Annotated in this window: 16 protein-coding genes; all 16 read left to right on the top strand. The window is 53.3% G+C overall.

The genetic code is table 11. The annotated features are described in order from the left end of the window. Window positions 1-91 precede the first annotated feature (91 nt). On the top strand, window positions 92-937 hold the full coding sequence (gene wcaA / locus MPHASIOC01_RS11590; protein WP_353614679.1) for a colanic acid biosynthesis glycosyltransferase WcaA: 846 nt from the start codon (window positions 92-94) through the stop codon (window positions 935-937). Between the two features lie 3 nt (window positions 938-940). Then, window positions 941-1,429 carry a colanic acid biosynthesis acetyltransferase WcaB gene (gene wcaB / locus MPHASIOC01_RS11585; RefSeq protein WP_156519002.1) on the top strand — a complete coding sequence of 163 codons (489 nt, stop codon included), beginning with the start codon at window positions 941-943 and terminating at the stop codon, window positions 1,427-1,429. After that, on the top strand, window positions 1,426-2,640 hold the full coding sequence (locus MPHASIOC01_RS11580) for a glycosyltransferase (protein ID WP_353614678.1): 1,215 nt from the start codon (window positions 1,426-1,428) through the stop codon (window positions 2,638-2,640). Before wcaB ends, MPHASIOC01_RS11580 begins: the two co-directional genes overlap by 4 nt. Continuing rightward, entirely contained in the window at window positions 2,615-3,835 is a 1,221-nt protein-coding gene (gene wcaD, locus MPHASIOC01_RS11575) for a colanic acid polymerase WcaD (protein ID WP_064594800.1), read from the top strand. The genes MPHASIOC01_RS11580 and wcaD overlap by 26 nt, the downstream gene beginning before the upstream one ends. Before the next feature lie 11 nt (window positions 3,836-3,846). Continuing rightward, on the top strand, window positions 3,847-4,599 hold the full coding sequence (gene wcaE / locus MPHASIOC01_RS11570) for a colanic acid biosynthesis glycosyltransferase WcaE (protein ID WP_064594796.1): 753 nt from the start codon (window positions 3,847-3,849) through the stop codon (window positions 4,597-4,599). Between the two features lie 130 nt (window positions 4,600-4,729). Then, window positions 4,730-5,305, top strand: a complete 576-nt coding sequence (gene wcaF / locus MPHASIOC01_RS11565) for a colanic acid biosynthesis acetyltransferase WcaF (RefSeq protein WP_036115062.1) — start codon at window positions 4,730-4,732, stop codon at window positions 5,303-5,305. A gap of 44 nt (window positions 5,306-5,349) precedes the next feature. Beyond that, window positions 5,350-6,471, top strand: coding sequence for a GDP-mannose 4,6-dehydratase (gene gmd / locus MPHASIOC01_RS11560; RefSeq protein ID WP_353614677.1), 1,122 nt, complete (start codon window positions 5,350-5,352; stop codon window positions 6,469-6,471). Window positions 6,472-6,473: 2 nt separating this feature from the next. After that, on the top strand, window positions 6,474-7,439 hold the full coding sequence (locus MPHASIOC01_RS11555) for a GDP-L-fucose synthase (protein ID WP_064594787.1): 966 nt from the start codon (window positions 6,474-6,476) through the stop codon (window positions 7,437-7,439). Between the two features lie 2 nt (window positions 7,440-7,441). Further along, window positions 7,442-7,921, top strand: coding sequence for a GDP-mannose mannosyl hydrolase (locus tag MPHASIOC01_RS11550; RefSeq protein ID WP_353614676.1), 480 nt, complete (start codon window positions 7,442-7,444; stop codon window positions 7,919-7,921). Continuing rightward, window positions 7,918-9,144 (top strand): colanic acid biosynthesis fucosyltransferase WcaI, encoded by a 1,227-nt coding sequence (gene wcaI, locus MPHASIOC01_RS11545; RefSeq protein WP_064594784.1) that lies wholly within the window; start codon window positions 7,918-7,920, stop codon window positions 9,142-9,144. Before MPHASIOC01_RS11550 ends, wcaI begins: the two co-directional genes overlap by 4 nt. 3 nt (window positions 9,145-9,147) lie before the next feature. Next, entirely contained in the window at window positions 9,148-10,593 is a 1,446-nt protein-coding gene (gene cpsB, locus MPHASIOC01_RS11540; RefSeq protein ID WP_353614675.1) for a mannose-1-phosphate guanyltransferase, read from the top strand. A 74-nt stretch (window positions 10,594-10,667) separates the two neighbouring features. Continuing rightward, the gene (gene cpsG, locus MPHASIOC01_RS11535) at window positions 10,668-12,038 is read left to right on the top strand and encodes a colanic acid biosynthesis phosphomannomutase CpsG (protein WP_353614674.1); all 1,371 of its coding nucleotides are present in this window, start codon (window positions 10,668-10,670) and stop codon (window positions 12,036-12,038) included. Between the two features lie 161 nt (window positions 12,039-12,199). Next, on the top strand, window positions 12,200-13,594 hold the full coding sequence (gene wcaJ / locus MPHASIOC01_RS11530) for an undecaprenyl-phosphate glucose phosphotransferase (RefSeq protein WP_353614673.1): 1,395 nt from the start codon (window positions 12,200-12,202) through the stop codon (window positions 13,592-13,594). Continuing rightward, the gene (locus MPHASIOC01_RS11525) at window positions 13,594-15,072 is read left to right on the top strand and encodes an MOP flippase family protein (protein ID WP_353614672.1); all 1,479 of its coding nucleotides are present in this window, start codon (window positions 13,594-13,596) and stop codon (window positions 15,070-15,072) included. Before wcaJ ends, MPHASIOC01_RS11525 begins: the two co-directional genes overlap by 1 nt. Window positions 15,073-15,193: 121 nt before the next feature. Next, a complete protein-coding gene (wcaK, locus tag MPHASIOC01_RS11520) occupies window positions 15,194-16,474 on the top strand; it encodes a colanic acid biosynthesis pyruvyl transferase WcaK (protein ID WP_353614671.1) in 1,281 nt (426 codons plus the stop codon). 3 nt (window positions 16,475-16,477) lie between these two features. Continuing rightward, window positions 16,478-17,698: a colanic acid biosynthesis glycosyltransferase WcaL gene (gene wcaL, locus MPHASIOC01_RS11515; RefSeq protein ID WP_353614670.1), complete on the top strand. Its 1,221-nt coding sequence runs from the start codon at window positions 16,478-16,480 to the stop codon at window positions 17,696-17,698. The last annotated feature ends 3 nt before the right edge of the window (window positions 17,699-17,701 follow it).

Below are 17,701 nucleotides of genomic sequence, written 5' to 3'. Positions count from 1 at the left end.
TGTTGTGAACCGGTACCGCCGGCGGGCGGTGCCGTTGCCCGCAACCGGACACCAACCTGACACTCACTATCAGCTAATGGGGAATGGAAAGATGACCACACCATCGCGCCCTCTGGTATCTATCTATATGCCGACGTGGAACCGTCAGCAACTGGCAATTCGCGCTATTAAATCGGTGCTGCGCCAGGATTTTGACAACTGGGAAATGATCATCGTGGATGACTGTTCCGAATCCTGGGATCAGTTACAGGCGTTTATCGAATCGCTTAACGATCCGCGCCTGATTTATATTCACAACGACATCAACAGTGGTGCCTGTGCCGTGCGTAACCAGGCGATTCTGCGCGCTCAGGGCTCTTACATTACCGGCATTGACGACGACGATGAGTGGATGCCAAACCGGCTTTCCTCATTTCTGGCGCAAAAACACCAACTGGTGAGCCACGCATTTTTATACGCGAACGATTACCTTTGCCAGGGCGAAGTGTACACCCAGCCCAACAGCCTGCCGCTGTACCCAAAATCGCCGTATTCCCGCAAGCTGTTTTTCAAGCGCAATATTATTGGCAACCAGGTCTTCACGCTGGCAAACCGCTTTAAAGAAAGCCTGTTTGATACCCAACTGCGTGCCGCACAGGATTACGACATCTTCCTGCGCATGGTGATGTCCTGGGGCGAACCCTGGAAAGTGGAAGAAGCCACACAAATTCTGCACGTCAACCACGGCGAAATGCAGATAACCAAATCGCCGAAACAGTTCTCCGGCTATTTCAATTTCTACCGCAAACACAAAAACAAATTCGACAAGGCCAGCAAGAAATACCAGCTGTTCACGCTGTATCAAATCCGCAACAAACGGATGTCACTGCGTACATTGCTGGCACTGTTCTCTGTGCGTAATTCACGCCGTCTGGCGTATGGGCTGCGAGGAAAATAAATGCTGCTGGAAGATTTACGCGCAAATAGCTGGAGCCTGCGCCCGTGCTGCATGGTGGTGGCGTACCGTTTCGCTCACTTTTGCTCCGTGTGGCGCAAAAAAAACGTGCTTAACAATATCTGGGCCGCACCGTTACTTCTGCTGTACCGCTTTATCACTGAGTGTCTGTTTGGTTATGAAATTCAGGCTGCCGCCACCATTGGCCGCCGTTTCACCATTCACCACGGTTACGCAGTGGTTATCAATAAATTTGTGGTTGCCGGAGATGACTTCACCATTCGCCACGGCGTCACTATTGGTAACCGCGGGCCAGACAGCCTGGCCTGCCCGGTAATTGGTAACGGTGTGGAACTGGGCGCAGGTGTCATCCTGATAGGCGATATCAGCATTGGCAACAATGTGACGATTGGCGCGGGAAGCGTCGTACTGGACAGCATTCCGGATAACGCGCTGGTAACGGGTGAAAAAGCGCGAGTGAAGGTTATTAAATGAATATTCTGCAATTTAATGTACGCCTGGCAGAAGGCGGTGCGGCCGGGGTCGCGCTTGACTTACACCAGCGTGCGCTGAAGCAGGGCTGGCAGTCGCGCTTTATTTATGGTTACGGCAAGGGCGGCAAAAAAAGTGTCAGCCACGACAGCATTCCCCATGCCGAAAAACACACACCGCAACTGGTATCCATGCTTAACCTGGCGCTGTTTCGGGTCCTGAACCGCGACCCGTTCGGCAACCTGAACAATTTGTATGGCCGCCTGCTGGCGACCAGGGGCCCGGTGGTTTTGCATTTTCACGTATTGCACAGCTACTGGCTGAACTTTGCTTCTGTGGTGGATTTTTGCCGCCGCCTGAAAGCGGCCAAACCCGATGCCACGCTGGTCTGGACCTTGCACGACCATTGGAGTATTACCGGGCGTTGCGCTTTTCTGGATGGTTGCGACGGCTGGAAAACCGGCTGCCAGGCGTGCCCGGGGCTGAATAACTACCCGCCGGTAAAAATCGACCTGGCTGCGAAACGCATCGACAAGAAGCGCAGCCTGATCAATACCATGCTGGCGCTGGGTTGCCAGTTTATTTCCCCCAGCCAGCATGTGGCTCAGGCATTCAACAGCCTGTACGGAGCAGGGCGCTGCCAGGTTATCAATAACGGTATAGATCTGGCTACCGAAACCATTCTGGCGAACCTGCCGGATGCGCAGACAGAAAACAGTAAACCACGGCTGGCGGTGGTGGCGCATGATTTACGCTACGACGGCAAAACTGACCAGCAACTGGTGAGCGACATTATTGCCCGCGGCGACGTGGAGGTGCACACCTTTGGCAAATTCTCGCCTTTTGCAGGCGCGAATGTGGTGAACCACGGTTTTCTGACAGATAAAGCCGCGCTGATGCGTGAGCTCAACCAACTGGATGCGCTGCTGTTCAGCTCACGGGTAGATAACTACCCATTAATTCTGTGTGAGGCGCTGTCGATTGGCTTACCGGTGATTGCCACCCACAGTGAAGCCGCGCAGGAAGTGCTCAGCAAAGTGCAGGGCGTAACGGTGGATAAGGCGCAGGCGAGTGGGCTGGCGGCACAGCGCCGGAGCGAACTGGCGCAAACCCTGTTTGGCGCATCCCTGAGTGATTTCAAACAACGCAGCCGTGCGGCGTTCAGTGGGCAACAGATGCTGGAGGAATATGTCTCGTTCTATCAGAGTCTGTAGCTATCTTATTCTGCCGTTCACCTACCTGGTGGTGAATGTGAAGCTGGCGCAAATTGGTGCCAGCTTCCCAATAACGGTAGTGACATTTATGCCTGCCATTTTGCTGTTGTTTTTAGAGCGCATCAGCCTGAAAAAGCTGTTTATCGCACTGGGTATTGGCACCGGGCTGACAATTTACAACTATATTTTCGGCAAATCACTGGATGCCAGTAAGTACATCACATCAACGCTGTTGTTTGTTTACATCGTGGTGATAATCGGTATGACATGGAGTTGCCGCTTTAAACCAATTTCGCTGCGTAACCACCGCAAACTGCTGCGGGCGTTTTACCTGGTGGTGGGCATTATTGTGATGATCGCGGCGGCAGAAATGGCGCAAATATTACTCACCGGTGGCAGTAGCCTGATTGAGAATATATCCAAATTTCTCATATACAGTAACAGCTATGTACTCAATTTTATTAGCTTTGGTGGGAAAAGAACCACAGCACTGTATTTTGAACCGGCTTTCTTCGCCCTGGCACTAATCTCAATTTGGCTCAGCATCAAGCAGTTTGGTATCAAAACGCCGAAAACTGATGTTATGATTCTTGCAGGGATTGTTCTCTCGGGGTCCTTTTCCGGTGTAATGACGTTTATCATGTTTTATTTACTGGAGTGGGCATTTAAGTACCTGAATAAAAGCGCAATCAGAAAGAAGCTGCCGTTGGCAATTATTTCTCTTGCGGTTTTCCTGGTTGGACTGGTACTGGGCTTCCCTTATATAGCAGAACGTATTGGTGATTTGGGAACAGCCGGGTCTTCTTCGTACTACCGTATTATTGGTCCACTGGTAATGGTGGGTTATTCATTAACCAATATTGACGGAATAGTCCGATTTGGCTCGCTTTACGAATATGTCGCATCATTCGGAATTTTTAACGGTGCGGATGTGGGTAAAACCATAGACAATGGGCTGTATCTGCTGATTATTTATTTTTCCTGGTTCGCAGTTGCGTTAACAGTCTGGTATATGACCAAAGTGGTAAAAATGATACCCGCGGCATTCGGTAATAACCGTAACTATCGCGTGCAGTTATATTTGTTTATGCCCTTGTCATTGTTCTTTACTGGTTCGATTTTTAGCCCGGAATATGCATTTTTAATTGTCTGCCCGTTTATTTTGCGCAAAGCGCTGGCACAGACAGTATCCTGAAGAGGTTCGCTATGGCGTTTTTAAGTGTGATTACTGTTGCTTTCAGAAATTACGCAGGTGTGGTAAAAACCTGGCAATCTCTGGCTCATCTGGAACAGGCGGGTATTCCGTTTGAGTGGATTGTGGTAGATGGCTTATCACAAGACGGTACGGAAGAGTTTCTCGAAAACTGTAATGGTCAGTACAACTTGCGCTATGTAAGCGAGAAAGATAAAGGCATTTATGATGCCATGAATAAAGGCATTGCTATGGCTCAGGGGCGCTATGCCATCTTCCTGAACTCCGGTGATGTGTTCCATGAAAATGTGGCGCAATTTGTTCGCCAAATGCAACAAGACAGTAATAAAGACAACGTAATGTATCTTGGCGATGCTCTGCTTGATTTTGGCGATGGTAATAAATTACGCCGCACTGCGAAACATGGCTGGTATATTTACCACAGTCTGCCAGCAAGCCATCAGGCAATATTTTTCCCGGTAAATGGGTTAAAACAATACCCGTATGACCTGAAATACCGCGTATCGTCAGATTATGCACTCACTGCGCGTATGTATAAATTAGGTTACCGGTTTAAACGTATTAAATGTTTGGTTTCTGAATTTTCAATGGGAGGTGTCTCAACCTCTAATAACATTGAATTATGTCAAGACGCAAAAAATGTACAACGCAAGATACTGCATGTTCCTGGTTTTTGGGCGGAATTATCCTATCAACTGCGCCTGAGAACGACAGGTAAAGCTAAGGCCTTATATAACAAAGCCTGATAATTAAACTGGCCTGATTAAAACGAAGTGCCTGGTTGCCACTGAAAATAATTCATATAACACAGGGTTTAGCAATAATCACCTGAGGATATGAAGGGTTTCCCATGCACTCTACCGCTGAGGATTAACTATGCAGGATTTAAAAAACTTCACCGTTCCGGCGGGGTTTCGTGGTGCTGGTGGCATTAAAGTTCAATTGTGGTGGGCTGTACAGGCCACCTTATTTGCCTGGTCACCACAAATAATGTACCGCTGGCGTGCTTTCTTGCTGCGTTTATTTGGCGCACGCATTGGCAAAGGGGTGGTAATTCGCCCTTCAGTCAAAATTACTTATCCGTGGAAATTAACCCTGGGTGATTACGCCTGGGTGGGTGACGACGCCGTGTTATATACCCTGGGTGATATCACCATTGGCGCTAACGCCGTGGTTTCCCAGAAGTGCTACCTGTGCACCGGCAGCCATGACTACATGAGTGACTACTTCGATATTTCCGCGCACCCCATCGTGATTGGCGAAAAATGCTGGCTGGCGACAGACGTATTTGTCGCGCCAGGCCTGACGATTGGCGATGGCACCGTAGTGGGTGCGCGCAGCAGTGTTTTTGCATCCTTGCCCGGTAACGCAATTTGCCGTGGCAACCCGGCAGTGGTGATACGCAAACGCGTGGATACCCAACCTGTGTCTTCAATGGAAGGCGCAGCCTGAGACTCCCAACGAAGTCCGATAATTATTCACAGAGGAAAATGAATATGAGTAAAGTGGCTCTTATTACCGGCGTAACCGGACAGGACGGCTCTTATCTGGCTGAATTCCTGTTGGACAAAGGGTATGAAGTTCATGGTATCAAGCGCCGTGCTTCCTCGTTTAATACTGAGCGCGTGGATCACATCTACCAGGATCCGCACACCACCAACCCGAAATTCCACCTGCATTACGGTGATTTGACGGATACCTCCAACCTGACGCGCATCCTCTCTGAAGTTCGCCCGGACGAAGTGTACAACCTGGGGGCAATGAGCCACGTAGCTGTGTCTTTTGAATCTCCGGAATATACCGCGGATGTAGATGGCATGGGCACCCTGCGTCTGCTGGAAGCCATTCGCTTCCTCGGCCTGGAAAAGAAAACCCGTTTCTACCAGGCGTCCACCTCTGAACTGTATGGCCTGGTACAGGAAATCCCGCAGAAAGAAACTACACCGTTCTACCCACGTTCTCCGTATGCGGTGGCAAAACTGTACGCGTACTGGATAACCGTAAACTACCGTGAATCTTACGGCATGTACGCCTGTAACGGAATTCTGTTTAACCACGAATCCCCGCGCCGTGGCGAAACTTTCGTGACCCGTAAAATTACCCGCGCTATCGCCAACATTTCCCAGGGCCTGGAAAAATGCCTGTATCTGGGGAACATGGACTCCCTGCGTGACTGGGGCCATGCCCGCGACTACGTGAGAATGCAGTGGATGATGCTGCAACAGGACAAACCGGAAGACTTCGTTATTGCCACCGGTGTGCAGTATTCCGTGCGCCAGTTTGTGGAAATGGCGGCGGCACAACTGGGTATCAAACTGCGCTTTGAAGGCAAAGGCGTGGAAGAGAAGGGCATTGTCGAATCAGTGACTGGCCACGATGCACCGGCAGTGAAACCAGGCGATGTGATTGTGGCTGTTGACCCGCGTTACTTCCGCCCCGCTGAAGTGGAAACCCTGCTGGGTGACCCAACCAAAGCACACCAAGTTCTGGGCTGGAAACCAGAAACCACCCTGCAACAAATGGTTTCTGAAATGGTTGCCAAAGACCTGGAAGCGGCGAAGAAACACGCACTGCTTAAATCTCACGGTTATGAGGTGGCAATCGCCCTGGAGTCCTGAGCATGACAAAAAAACGTATCTTTATAGCTGGCCACCGCGGAATGGTGGGGTCGGCTATCGCCCGCCAGCTCGCGCCGCGTGAAGATGTGGAGCTGGTGCTGCGTGGCCGGGACGAGCTTAACCTGCTCGATTCCGCCGCAGTACATGCCTTCTTTGCCGAAGAAGGCATCGACCAGGTCTACCTGGCGGCGGCCAAAGTGGGGGGTATTGTGGCGAACAATACCTACCCGGCAGATTTCATCTACGAAAATATGATGATCGAAAGCAACATTATTCACGCGGCCCATGTGAACAACGTGAATAAATTACTGTTTCTTGGCTCGTCGTGCATTTACCCGAAACTGGCGCACCAGCCCATGAAAGAAAGTGAGCTGCTGCAGGGCCAACTGGAGCCAACTAACGAGCCCTACGCCATTGCCAAAATTGCCGGTATCAAACTGTGCGAATCTTATAACCGCCAGTACCAGCGCGACTACCGCTCTGTGATGCCAACCAATTTGTACGGGCCGTACGATAACTTCCACCCGAGCAATTCCCATGTGATCCCGGCTCTGCTGCGCCGCTTCCATGAAGCCCGTATTCAGGAAGCGCCGGAAGTGGCTGTGTGGGGCAGTGGCAACCCAATGCGTGAATTCCTGCATGTGGATGACATGGCAGCCGCCAGTATCCATGTAATGGAACTGGACGCGGAAGTGTGGCAGGAAAACACCGAACCGATGCTGTCGCACATTAACGTGGGCACGGGCGTGGACTGCACCATTCGTGAACTGGCAGAAACCCTGGCCCGGGTGGTGGGCTACAAAGGCCGTATTGTCTTTGATGCCAGCAAACCGGATGGCACCCCACGTAAATTACTGGATGTGAGCCGCCTGCACAGTCTGGGCTGGTACCACGAAATTGGCCTTGAAGCAGGCCTTGCCAGTACCTACGCGTGGTTCCTTGAACACCAGGATCGTTTCCGGGGGTAACCATGTTTTTAAGTCGTGAAGCGTTTGCCACAGTGGTGGAAAGCGCTCCGCTTATCTCCATTGATTTGGTCGTGGAGAACGAGCGCGGCGAATACCTGTTAGGGCGGCGTAACAACCGCCCGGCACAGGGCTACTGGTTTGTGCCAGGCGGCCGGGTGCAAAAAGACGAGACGCTCGCCCATGCGTTTGAACGCCTGACCGAAGGTGAGCTGGGTTGCAAAATCCCAATGGACCAGGGGCAGTTTTATGGCGTCTGGCAACATTTTTACGACGACAACTTCGCCGGGGATGCGTTTACCACCCATTACATCGTGCTGGGTTTCCGCCTGAAAGTGAACACCAGTGACTTGCACCTGCCAGACGAACAGCATGCCGACTGGCGCTGGCAAAAACCTGAAACCGTCCTCAACAGCGAAGACGTTCACAGCAACACACTGGCCTATTTCGACAAAGCACGCCATGCCGGAGTGCCCGGTCTATGAAAATTCTGGTCTATGGCATCAACTATGCACCGGAACTGACCGGCATTGGCAAATACACCGGTGAAATGGTGGACTGGATGGTAAGCCAGGGCCACGAAGTGCGGGTAATTACCGCACCTCCTTACTACCCGCAGTGGAAAGTACAGGGCGAGTATTCCGCCTGGTGCTGGCAAAAAGAACAGCGCAACGGCGCAACCGTATGGCGGTGCCCACTGTATGTTCCGGCAAAACCGTCAACGGTGAAACGCCTGCTGCATTTGGGGAGTTTTGCCGCGAGTTCGTTCTTCCCGCTGATGGCGCAACGCCGCTGGAAGCCGGACCGGATTATTGGTGTGGTTCCCACCTTGTTTTGTGTACCGGGCATGCGTCTGCTGGCAAAACTCAGCGGGGCACGCACAGTACTGCATATTCAGGATTACGAAGTGGATGCCATGCTGGGCCTTGGCATGGCAGGGAAGGGCAAAGGCGGCAAACTGGCAAAATTTGCCAGCCTGTTTGAACGCAGCGGCCTGCTCAATGTTGACCGGGTTTCCACCATTTCGCGCTCGATGATGAATAAAGCGCAGGAAAAAGGTGTGGATCCGGCGCGGATTATCTTCTTCCCCAACTGGTCTGAAGTGGCACGCTTTCGCCAGGTGGATGACCAGGCCGCACAGGCATTGCGTGAACAACTGGGCATACCAGACGGGCACAAAGTGGTGCTCTACTCCGGCAATATTGGCGAAAAACAGGGGCTGGAAAGCGTGATTGAGGTGGCTGCACGCTACACCGATAAACCCTGGATATTCGTTATTGTCGGCCAGGGTGGGGGAAAAGCACGCCTGGAGGCGCTGGCACAAGAGCGCGGCCTGCACAATATGCGGTTTTTCCCGTTGCAACCCTATGAAGCGCTGCCTGCATTGCTGCGCATGGGGGATTGCCACCTGGTTATCCAGCGCCGTGGCGCGGCGGATGCGGTACTGCCTTCCAAACTCACCAATATTCTCGCCGTTGGCGGTAACGCGGTGATAACCGCCGAGCCGGAAACCGAACTGGGCCAGTTATGCTCCAGTGTGCCGGGTATTGCCGTGTGCGTGGAGCCAGAATCGCCGGACGCACTGGCAGCAGGGATTATTCATGCCCTGAACATGCCGCAGGACAACACGGTGGCACGTCAATATGCCGAACGCACGCTCGAAAAAGAGAACGTGTTAAGCCAATTTCTCGCTGATATTCGGGGTTAAATCATGAGTCAGTCATTACTTTATCCGGTCATTATGGCCGGGGGCTCCGGTAGCCGCCTGTGGCCACTGTCCCGGGTACTTTATCCTAAACAGTTCCTTTGCCTGAAAGGGGAACTGACAATGTTACAGTCCACACTGCACCGCCTGGACGGCATTCCCTGTGAAAGCCCGGTGGTTATCTGTAACGAGCAGCACCGTTTTATCGTTGCTGAGCAGTTGCGCCAGCTGCATATGCTGACAGAAAACATCATTCTGGAACCCGCCGGGCGCAACACCGCGCCTGCCATTGCGCTGGCCGCGCTGGCCGCCAAACGCCAGTGCCCGGACAACAACCCGCTAATGCTGGTGCTGGCCGCAGACCACGTTATTCAGAATGAAGACGCGTTCCGTGACGCTGTGCGTGCCGCGATGCCATTTGCCGAAGCAGGCAAGCTGGTGACTTTCGGCATTGTGCCGGACCAGCCAGAAACCGGTTACGGTTACATTCGCCGTGGCGAAGTGCATAACCTGACTAATGACGCAACCGATGCCGTGGCATTTAACGTGGCGCAGTTTGTCGAAAAACCGAATCTGGCAACCGCGCAAAATTACGTGAATACCGGGGAATATTACTGGAACAGCGGGATGTTCCTGTTCCGCGCCGACCGCTACCTGGAAGAGCTGGCAAAATTCCGCCCGGACATTCTCGATGCCTGCCAGCAGGCAATGAACGGCGTCGACCCGGACCTGGACTTTATCCGCGTTGCCGAAGAAGCCTTCCTGGCCTGCCCCGACGAATCCATTGACTACGCGGTAATGGAAAAAACCGCCGATGCAGTGGTGGTGCCAATGGACGCAGGCTGGAGCGATGTCGGCTCGTGGTCTTCGCTGTGGGAAATCAGCCCGAAAGGGGAAGATGGCAATGTGCGCCACGGCGATGTTATCTGCCATGAAACCCAGGACAGCTATGTGTATGCCGAATCCGGCCTGGTCACCACCGTGGGGGTGAAAGACCTGGTTGTGGTGCAAACCAAAGACGCCGTACTGATTGCCGACCGCGACCATGTGCAGAACGTGAAAAAAATCGTCGAGCAAATCAAGCAGACTGGCCGCCAGGAACACCGGGTTCACCGCGAGGTTTACCGCCCGTGGGGCAAATACGACTCAATCGATGCCGGTGACCGTTACCAGGTGAAACGCATTACAGTGAAACCCGGAGAAGGGCTCTCTTTGCAAATGCACCACCACCGCGCCGAACACTGGATTGTGGTGGCGGGCACCGCCAAAGTGACTCTGGGCGAAGACGTAAAACTGCTGGGTGAAAACGAATCCATTTACATTCCGCTGGGCATGACACACTGCCTGGAAAATCCCGGCAAGATCCCACTGGATCTGATTGAAGTGCGCAGTGGCGCATACCTTGAAGAAGACGACGTAATCCGGTTAGCCGACCGTTACGGGCGAATTTAAATAAAAAGCGTTATTCAACTGCAGTGCGCACCGCGACTGCGGAAGGCCGACTGTTGCCTGAAGAAGGGAAAACGATGAGCAAATTAACCTGTTTTAAAGCCTATGATATTCGTGGCCGCCTGGGTGATGAACTGAATGAAGATATTGCCTGGCGTATTGGCAGGGCCTATGGCGAATACCTCAAACCGAAAAGTATTGTGGTGGGCGGCGATGTTCGCCTCACCAGTGAAAGCCTGAAACTGGCACTGGCGCGCGGCCTGCAAGACGCTGGCGTGGATGTGCTGGATATTGGGATGTCTGGCACCGAAGAAATCTATTTTGCCACCTGGCACCTGGGTATGGATGGCGGCATTGAAGTGACGGCCAGCCACAACCCGATGGACTACAACGGTATGAAACTGGTGCGCGAAGGTGCCCGCCCAATCAGTGGCGACACCGGCCTGCGTGATGTCCAGCGCCTGGCGGAAGCTAACGACTTCCCGCCGGTTGACCCGGCCAAACGCGGCAGCTACCAGCAGGTGGCAACCCGTGAAGCCTACCTCGACCACCTGTTCTCTTACATTGATGTGAAAAACATCAAACCCCTCAAACTGGTGGTGAACTCTGGTAACGGGGCAGCAGGCCCGGTGGTGGATGCCATTGAAGCACGCTGCAAAGCACTGAATGTGCCAGTGACCTTTATCAAAGTGCACAACACGCCGGACGGCAACTTCCCCAACGGGATCCCCAACCCTTTGTTGCCGGAATGCCGTGACGACACCCGCAACGCGGTGATTGAGCACGGTGCTGACATGGGTATCGCTTTTGATGGCGACTTCGACCGCTGTTTCCTGTTCGACGAAACCGGCCAGTTCATTGAAGGCTATTACATTGTTGGCCTGCTGGCCGAAGCATTCCTGGAAAAACAGCCCGGGGCGAAAATCATCCACGACCCGCGCCTGAGCTGGAACACTGTTGACATTGTCACCCAGGCTGGCGGCACCCCGGTGATGTCTAAAACCGGCCATGCGTTTATTAAAGAGCGTATGCGCCAGGAAGACGCCATTTATGGCGGTGAAATGAGCGCCCACCACTATTTCCGTGATTTTGCCTATTGCGACAGCGGCATGATCCCGTGGCTGCTGGTGGCTGAACTGTTAAGCGTGAAAGGCAAATCACTGGGCGAAATGGTGCGTGACCGCATGGCTGCCTTCCCGGCATCCGGGGAAATCAACAGCAAACTGGCTGAGCCAGTGGTGGCGATTTCCCGTGTGGAGCAGCACTTCGCCCCCCATGCCGATGCCGTTGACCATACAGACGGTATCAGCATGGAAATGGAGGGCTGGCGCTTTAACCTGCGCAGCTCCAACACCGAACCAGTAGTCCGCCTGAATGTGGAATCCCGTGGGGATACCGCACTTATGGAAGCACGAACACAGGAAATTCTGGCGCTGCTGAATCAGTAACCCGCCAGGCAGAGTGGGTTGAGGCCCTCTCCCTCAACCTGCCGCAGCAGGGATGCTGCGTGGCTTGAGGGGAAACGGACGAATCAAACTGGAGATCGGTGATGGACAAAACAACTTACTCTGCCGCTATAACGCGCACTTCTGCGCAGACAGGTAAAACGATGACAAGTCTCACAAAACGCGACCGTATAAAAACGAACGCATCGTTGATCTCTATGGTGCAGCGTTTTTCAGATATCACCATCATGTTTGTTGGCTTATGGGCTGTCTGTAAACTTTTTGCGCTGCCTTTCTTTTATATGCATTTGCTGATGGCGCTGGTTACCCTGGTCGTTTTCCAGATGGTTGGGGGAATTACCGACTTTTACCGCTCCTGGCGCGGTGTGCGTTTTGGCACCGAAGTTGGGTTGTTATTACAGAACTGGACTCTCAGCATTATTTTCAGCGCCGGTTTACTGGCATTCAATAACGATTTTGGCGGCACTTTCTGGGTGTATTTAAGCTGGTATGTGCTGGGCGCAATGGGGCTGGTTTTTTGCCGTGCAGCCATTCGCTATGCTGCTGGTTTCCTGCGTAACCGTGGGTACAACACCCGGCGTGTGGCCGTAGCAGGCGCGATGCCTGCCGGGCTTGCGCTGGTGGAAACCTTCTGTAACGAACCCTGGATGGGGTTTGATGTGGTTGGCGTATACCACGACCCGGAGCCGGGAGGGGTACCCGACCGCTGGGCCGGAACCCTGGCACAACTGGTAGATGACGCAAAAGCCGGCAAAATTCACAACGTCTACATTGCCATGGCAATGAAAGATGAAATGCAGCTTAAAGAGCTGGTTCACCAACTGGCGGACACCACCTGCTCCGTTATGGTTATCCCGGATGTGTTCACGTTTAACATCCTGCATTCACGCACCATTGACGTAAACGGCGTACCGGTCGTTTCGGTATTCGATACCCCGCTTAATGGGGTGAACAGCGTGATTAAGCGCATTGAAGATATCTGCCTGTCGGCCTTTATTTTGCTGCTGATTTCGCCGGTGCTGTGCTGCATTGCGGCGGCAGTGAAACTGAGCTCACCGGGGCCGGTTATCTTCCGCCAGACTCGTTACGGCATGGATGGCAAGCCCATCAAAGTGTGGAAATTCCGCTCAATGCGCGTCATGGAAAACGACAGTGTGGTTACCCAGGCCACCCGCAGTGACCCGCGCGTCACCCGCGTGGGCAGCTTCCTGCGCCGTACCTCGCTGGATGAACTGCCGCAGTTTATTAACGTGCTGACTGGCGGCATGTCGATTGTTGGCCCGCGCCCCCACGCGGTGGCGCACAACGAACAGTACCGCAGCCTGATTGAAGGCTACATGCTGCGCCATAAAGTGAAACCCGGCATTACCGGCTGGGCGCAAATTAATGGCTGGCGTGGGGAAACCGACACCCTGGAAAAAATGGAAAAACGTATTGAGTTCGACCTGGAGTATATCCGCGAGTGGAGCCTGTGGCTGGACATCAAAATCGTTTTTCTGACTGTGTTTAAGGGCTTTGTGAATAAGGCGGCCTACTAATGAGCCTGAGAGAGAGAACTATCAGCGGAGCCAAGTGGTCCGCTATCTCCACGCTGACTATTATCAGCCTGGGGCTGATTCAGATGACCGTGCTGGCGCGGATCATCGATAACCACCAGTTTGGTTTGCTGACCATTTCCCTGGTGATTATCGCCCTGGCGGATACCCTCTCTGATTTTGGTATTGCCAACTCGATTATTCAGCGCAAAGACATCAGCCAGTTAGAACTGACTACGCTCTACTGGCTGAATGTGAGCATAGGTATTGTGGTGTGCGTGGCTGTGTTTTCACTGAGCCATGTGATTGCCGGTGTGCTACATAACCCGGACCTGGCGCCGTTGATCCAGACGCTGTCCGTGGCCTTTGTGATAATCCCCCACGGCCAGCAGTTCCGCGCGCTGATGCAAAAAGAGCTGGAATTCAGCAAGATTGGCGCGGTGGAATCGTTCTCGGTACTTTCCGGGTTCACTTTCACTGTGGTGAGCGCCCATTACTGGCCGGTGGCGATGACCGCCATCTGGGGTTACCTGGTCAACACCACGGTGCGCACCACACTGTTTGGTATTCTTGGCCGCAAAATTTACCGCCCGGGGCTCATGTTCTCCCTGAAATCAGTTTCGGCGAATATTAAATTTGGCGCATGGCTGACAGCAGACAGCGTTATCAACTACCTGAACACCAACCTTTCCACTTTGGTGCTGGCGCGTATTTTGGGTGCCAGCGTAGCCGGGGGCTACAACCTGGCATACAACGTGGCGGTGGTGCCGCCTATGAAACTGAACCCCATTATTACCCGCGTGCTGTTCCCGGCATTTGCCAAAATCCAGGACGACACGGAAAAATTGCGGGTTAATTTCTACAAGTTGCTCTCGGTGGTGGGGATTATTAACTTCCCGGCATTGTTGGGGCTGATGGTGGTTTCCGGCACCTTTGTACCGCTGGTGTTCGGTGAAAAATGGGTGTTCATAACCCCAATTTTGCAATTGCTGTGCATTGTGGGGTTGTTGCGGGCGATAGGTAACCCGATTGGCTCCTTGCTGATGGCAAAAGCCCGTGTGGATATCAGCTTTAAATTCAACGTATTCAAAACCTTTCTTTTTATTCCGGCCATTATCGCTGGCGGCATGTTGGGTGGCGCGCTGGGGGTAACGCTGGGCTTCTTACTGGTGCAAGTCATCAACACGGTGCTGAGCTACTTCGTGATGATCAAACCTGTACTGGGTTCCAGTTACAAAGAGTATGCCCTGAGCATCTGGCTGCCGTTCTACCTGTCACTGCCCACCATTGTGGTGAGCTACGCCCTTGGGCTGGCAATGCGCGGCCATGCCGCGCTGGGTGTGGTGTTTAGCGCGCAAGTTAGCGCGGGAGTGCTGGCGTTCATCGCCACACTGGTGATTTCGCGTAACCCCCTGGTGGTGGAGCTGAAACGGCAGTTTTGCCGCACAGAGCGCCTGAAAACATTACTGCGGGCACAGTAACGCAGGTGAACTGATCACCTGGCTGATTTCCCCTGATTTTTTACTTTAGGCATGTTCCCGGATTTCGGGCGGGGTGAGGACACCCCGATGCTGAACGGAAGAACCCCATTAAGAGGTCTGTATGAAATTACTGATTCTTGGCAATCACACCTGTGGTAACCGTGGCGACAGTGCCATTTTACGTGGACTGATTGATGCCATTGCCACCACTGCGCCCGAGGCCGATGTGGATGTCATGAGCCGTTACCCTGTCAGTTCCGCATGGTTGCTGGACAGGCCAGTAATGAGCGACCCACTATACAAACAAATGAAACAACACCTGAGCGCCAGCGGCCTGATGGGGCGGGTGAAAAAAGTACTGCGCCGCCGCTACCAGCACCAGGTGTTACTGGCAAAAGTGACCAACACCGGGCGCATGCGCAACATCACACTGCCGCGCGGGTTTACTGACTTTGTTGGCGCCCTTAAAGAGTACGACGCCATTATTCAGGTGGGCGGCTCTTTCTTTGTCGACCTGTACGGTGTGCCTCAGTTTGAACATGCGCTGTGCAGCCTGATGGCGAAAAAGCCAGTATATATGATTGGCCACAGTGTGGGCCCGTTCCAGGACCCGCAGTTTAATCAACTGGCAAACTATGTGTTCAGCCATTGTGATGCACTGATTTTGCGTGAATCCGTTAGTCTGGATTTGATGAAGCAAAGCAACATTGACATCCGCAAAGTAGAAGCCGGGGTAGACACCGCCTGGCTGGTAGACCACCAGGTTGACAGTTTTGCCCCCAGCTACGCTGTTCAGCACTGGCTGAGTACCATCGGGAAAAAACCAACGGTTGCCGTCACATTGCGTGAGCTGGCTCCGTTCGACAAGCGCCTTGGCACCACCCAGCAAGCCTATGAACAGGCGTTCGCCAACGTAGTGAACCGCATTATTGACCAGGGCTTCCAGGTGGTGGCGTTATCTACCTGTACCGGCATTGACAGTTACAACAAAGATGACCGCATGGTGGCGCTGAAACTGGCGGCTTATGTAAACCAGCCAGAAAACTACCATGTAGTTATGGATGAACTGAACGACCTGGAAATGGGCAAAATCCTTGGCGCCTGTTCGCTGACAGTGGGCACCCGCCTGCACTCCGCCATTATCTCCATGAACTTTGGCACCCCGGCGATTGCCATCAACTATGAACATAAATCCGCCGGCATTATGCAGCAACTGGGCTTGCCAGAAATGGCAGTTGATATTCGCCAGTTGCTGGATGGTTCGCTGGCCGGATTAGTGGCAGATACCCTGGGCCAGCTCGACCGCCTGAATAACCGGCTTAAACCGGCGGTGGATGCCGAGCGAGCCAGTGGCATGGCCATGGTGAAAAGCGTGATTGACCGGGTACGAGAGGCCAGATAAACCATGAAAGTTTGCTTCTTTTTGCTGAAGTTTCCCCTTGCTTCGGAAACTTTTGTACTCAACCAAATCGTCGCCTTTATAGAAATGGGCTACGAAGTGGAAATTGTCTCCCTGGCGAAGGGAGACACCAAAAACACCCATGCGGCTTACACCCAGTATAATCTGGCGGCGAAAACCCACTACCTGCTGGATGAACCCGAAGGGCGCGGTGCCAAAATGAAATACCGGCTGTCGCAAACCCTGAAAGGCCTGGGGCGAGCCAGCACCTGGCGGGCGCTCAACATGAAGCGCTATGGCAACGAAGCCCGTAACCTGATTTTGTCTGCAGTGTGCGGTGGCCTGCCTGAACCCATTACAGCCGACGTGTTCATTGCCCACTTTGGCCCGGCGGGTGTCAGTGCCGCGAAACTGCGTGAACTGGGGGCGCTGCACGGCAAAATCGCCACCGTTTTCCATGGTATTGATATCTCCCACCGAGAAGTGCTGCAACATTACACCCCGGAATACCAACAACTGTTTAACCGTGGCGACATGATGCTGCCAATCAGCGAATTGTGGGCCAGCCGCCTGAAAGACATGGGCTGCCCGCCAGGCAAAATCACAGTTTCCCGCATGGGCGTAGATATGGAGAAATTTTCCCGTCGCCCACTGAAAGTACCCGGCACACCATTGTCCATTATTTCTGTGGCCCGGCTTACCGAGAAAAAAGGGCTGCATGTCGCTATTGAAGCCTGCCGTATTCTGAAAGCGCGCGGTGTACCGTTCCGCTACCATATTTTGGGCATTGGCCCGTGGGAACGCCGCCTGAAAACCCTGATTGAACAATTCCAGCTTGACGACCAGGTCTTTATGCCAGGGTTTAAACCCAGCCACGAAGTGAAAGCCATGCTGGATGAAGCCGACTTGTTTTTATTGCCTTCGGTAACAGGCGCAGACGGCGACATGGAAGGGATACCGGTAGCATTAATGGAAGCAATGGCTGTGGGGATCCCGGTGGTTTCTACCCTGCACAGCGGTATTCCTGAACTGATTGAATCCGGTGAATCTGGCTGGCTGGTGCCGGAGCACGATGCCGAAGCTCTGGCCGACAGGCTGCAGGCTTTTGCCCATGTAGGTGAAGCGGAACTGGGGCCGGTACTGGCCCGCGCCCGCGCTAAAGTGGAAGGTGAGTTTAACCAGCAGCGTATTTATCGCCAGCTTGCCGACCTGTTGCAAACGCTGTAAACC

It is taken from the genome of Mangrovibacter phragmitis, assembly GCF_040429585.1.
In the GTDB taxonomy this organism is placed as follows: Bacteria; Pseudomonadota; Gammaproteobacteria; order Enterobacterales; family Enterobacteriaceae; genus Mangrovibacter; species Mangrovibacter phragmitis.
The sequence above is the reverse complement of the archived record's forward strand: the minus strand, read 5'-3'. Positions and strand labels throughout refer to the sequence as shown.

Bases quoted from the DNA above. Each gene is read 5' to 3' on its own strand.
- wcaA (WP_353614679.1), top strand. From the start codon at position 92: ATGACCACACCATCGCGCCCTCTGGTATCTATCTATATGCCGACGTGG.
- MPHASIOC01_RS11580 (WP_353614678.1), top strand. From the start codon at position 1,426: ATGAATATTCTGCAATTTAATGTACGCCTGGCAGAAGGCGGTGCGGCC.
- wcaD (WP_064594800.1), top strand. From the start codon at position 2,615: ATGTCTCGTTCTATCAGAGTCTGTAGCTATCTTATTCTGCCGTTCACC.
- wcaE (WP_064594796.1), top strand. From the start codon at position 3,847: ATGGCGTTTTTAAGTGTGATTACTGTTGCTTTCAGAAATTACGCAGGT.
- wcaF (WP_036115062.1), top strand. From the start codon at position 4,730: ATGCAGGATTTAAAAAACTTCACCGTTCCGGCGGGGTTTCGTGGTGCT.
- gmd (WP_353614677.1), top strand. From the start codon at position 5,350: ATGAGTAAAGTGGCTCTTATTACCGGCGTAACCGGACAGGACGGCTCT.
- MPHASIOC01_RS11555 (WP_064594787.1), top strand. From the start codon at position 6,474: ATGACAAAAAAACGTATCTTTATAGCTGGCCACCGCGGAATGGTGGGG.
- MPHASIOC01_RS11550 (WP_353614676.1), top strand. From the start codon at position 7,442: ATGTTTTTAAGTCGTGAAGCGTTTGCCACAGTGGTGGAAAGCGCTCCG.
- wcaI (WP_064594784.1), top strand. From the start codon at position 7,918: ATGAAAATTCTGGTCTATGGCATCAACTATGCACCGGAACTGACCGGC.
- cpsB (WP_353614675.1), top strand. From the start codon at position 9,148: ATGAGTCAGTCATTACTTTATCCGGTCATTATGGCCGGGGGCTCCGGT.
- cpsG (WP_353614674.1), top strand. From the start codon at position 10,668: ATGAGCAAATTAACCTGTTTTAAAGCCTATGATATTCGTGGCCGCCTG.
- wcaJ (WP_353614673.1), top strand. From the start codon at position 12,200: ATGACAAGTCTCACAAAACGCGACCGTATAAAAACGAACGCATCGTTG.
- MPHASIOC01_RS11525 (WP_353614672.1), top strand. From the start codon at position 13,594: ATGAGCCTGAGAGAGAGAACTATCAGCGGAGCCAAGTGGTCCGCTATC.
- wcaK (WP_353614671.1), top strand. From the start codon at position 15,194: ATGAAATTACTGATTCTTGGCAATCACACCTGTGGTAACCGTGGCGAC.
- wcaL (WP_353614670.1), top strand. From the start codon at position 16,478: ATGAAAGTTTGCTTCTTTTTGCTGAAGTTTCCCCTTGCTTCGGAAACT.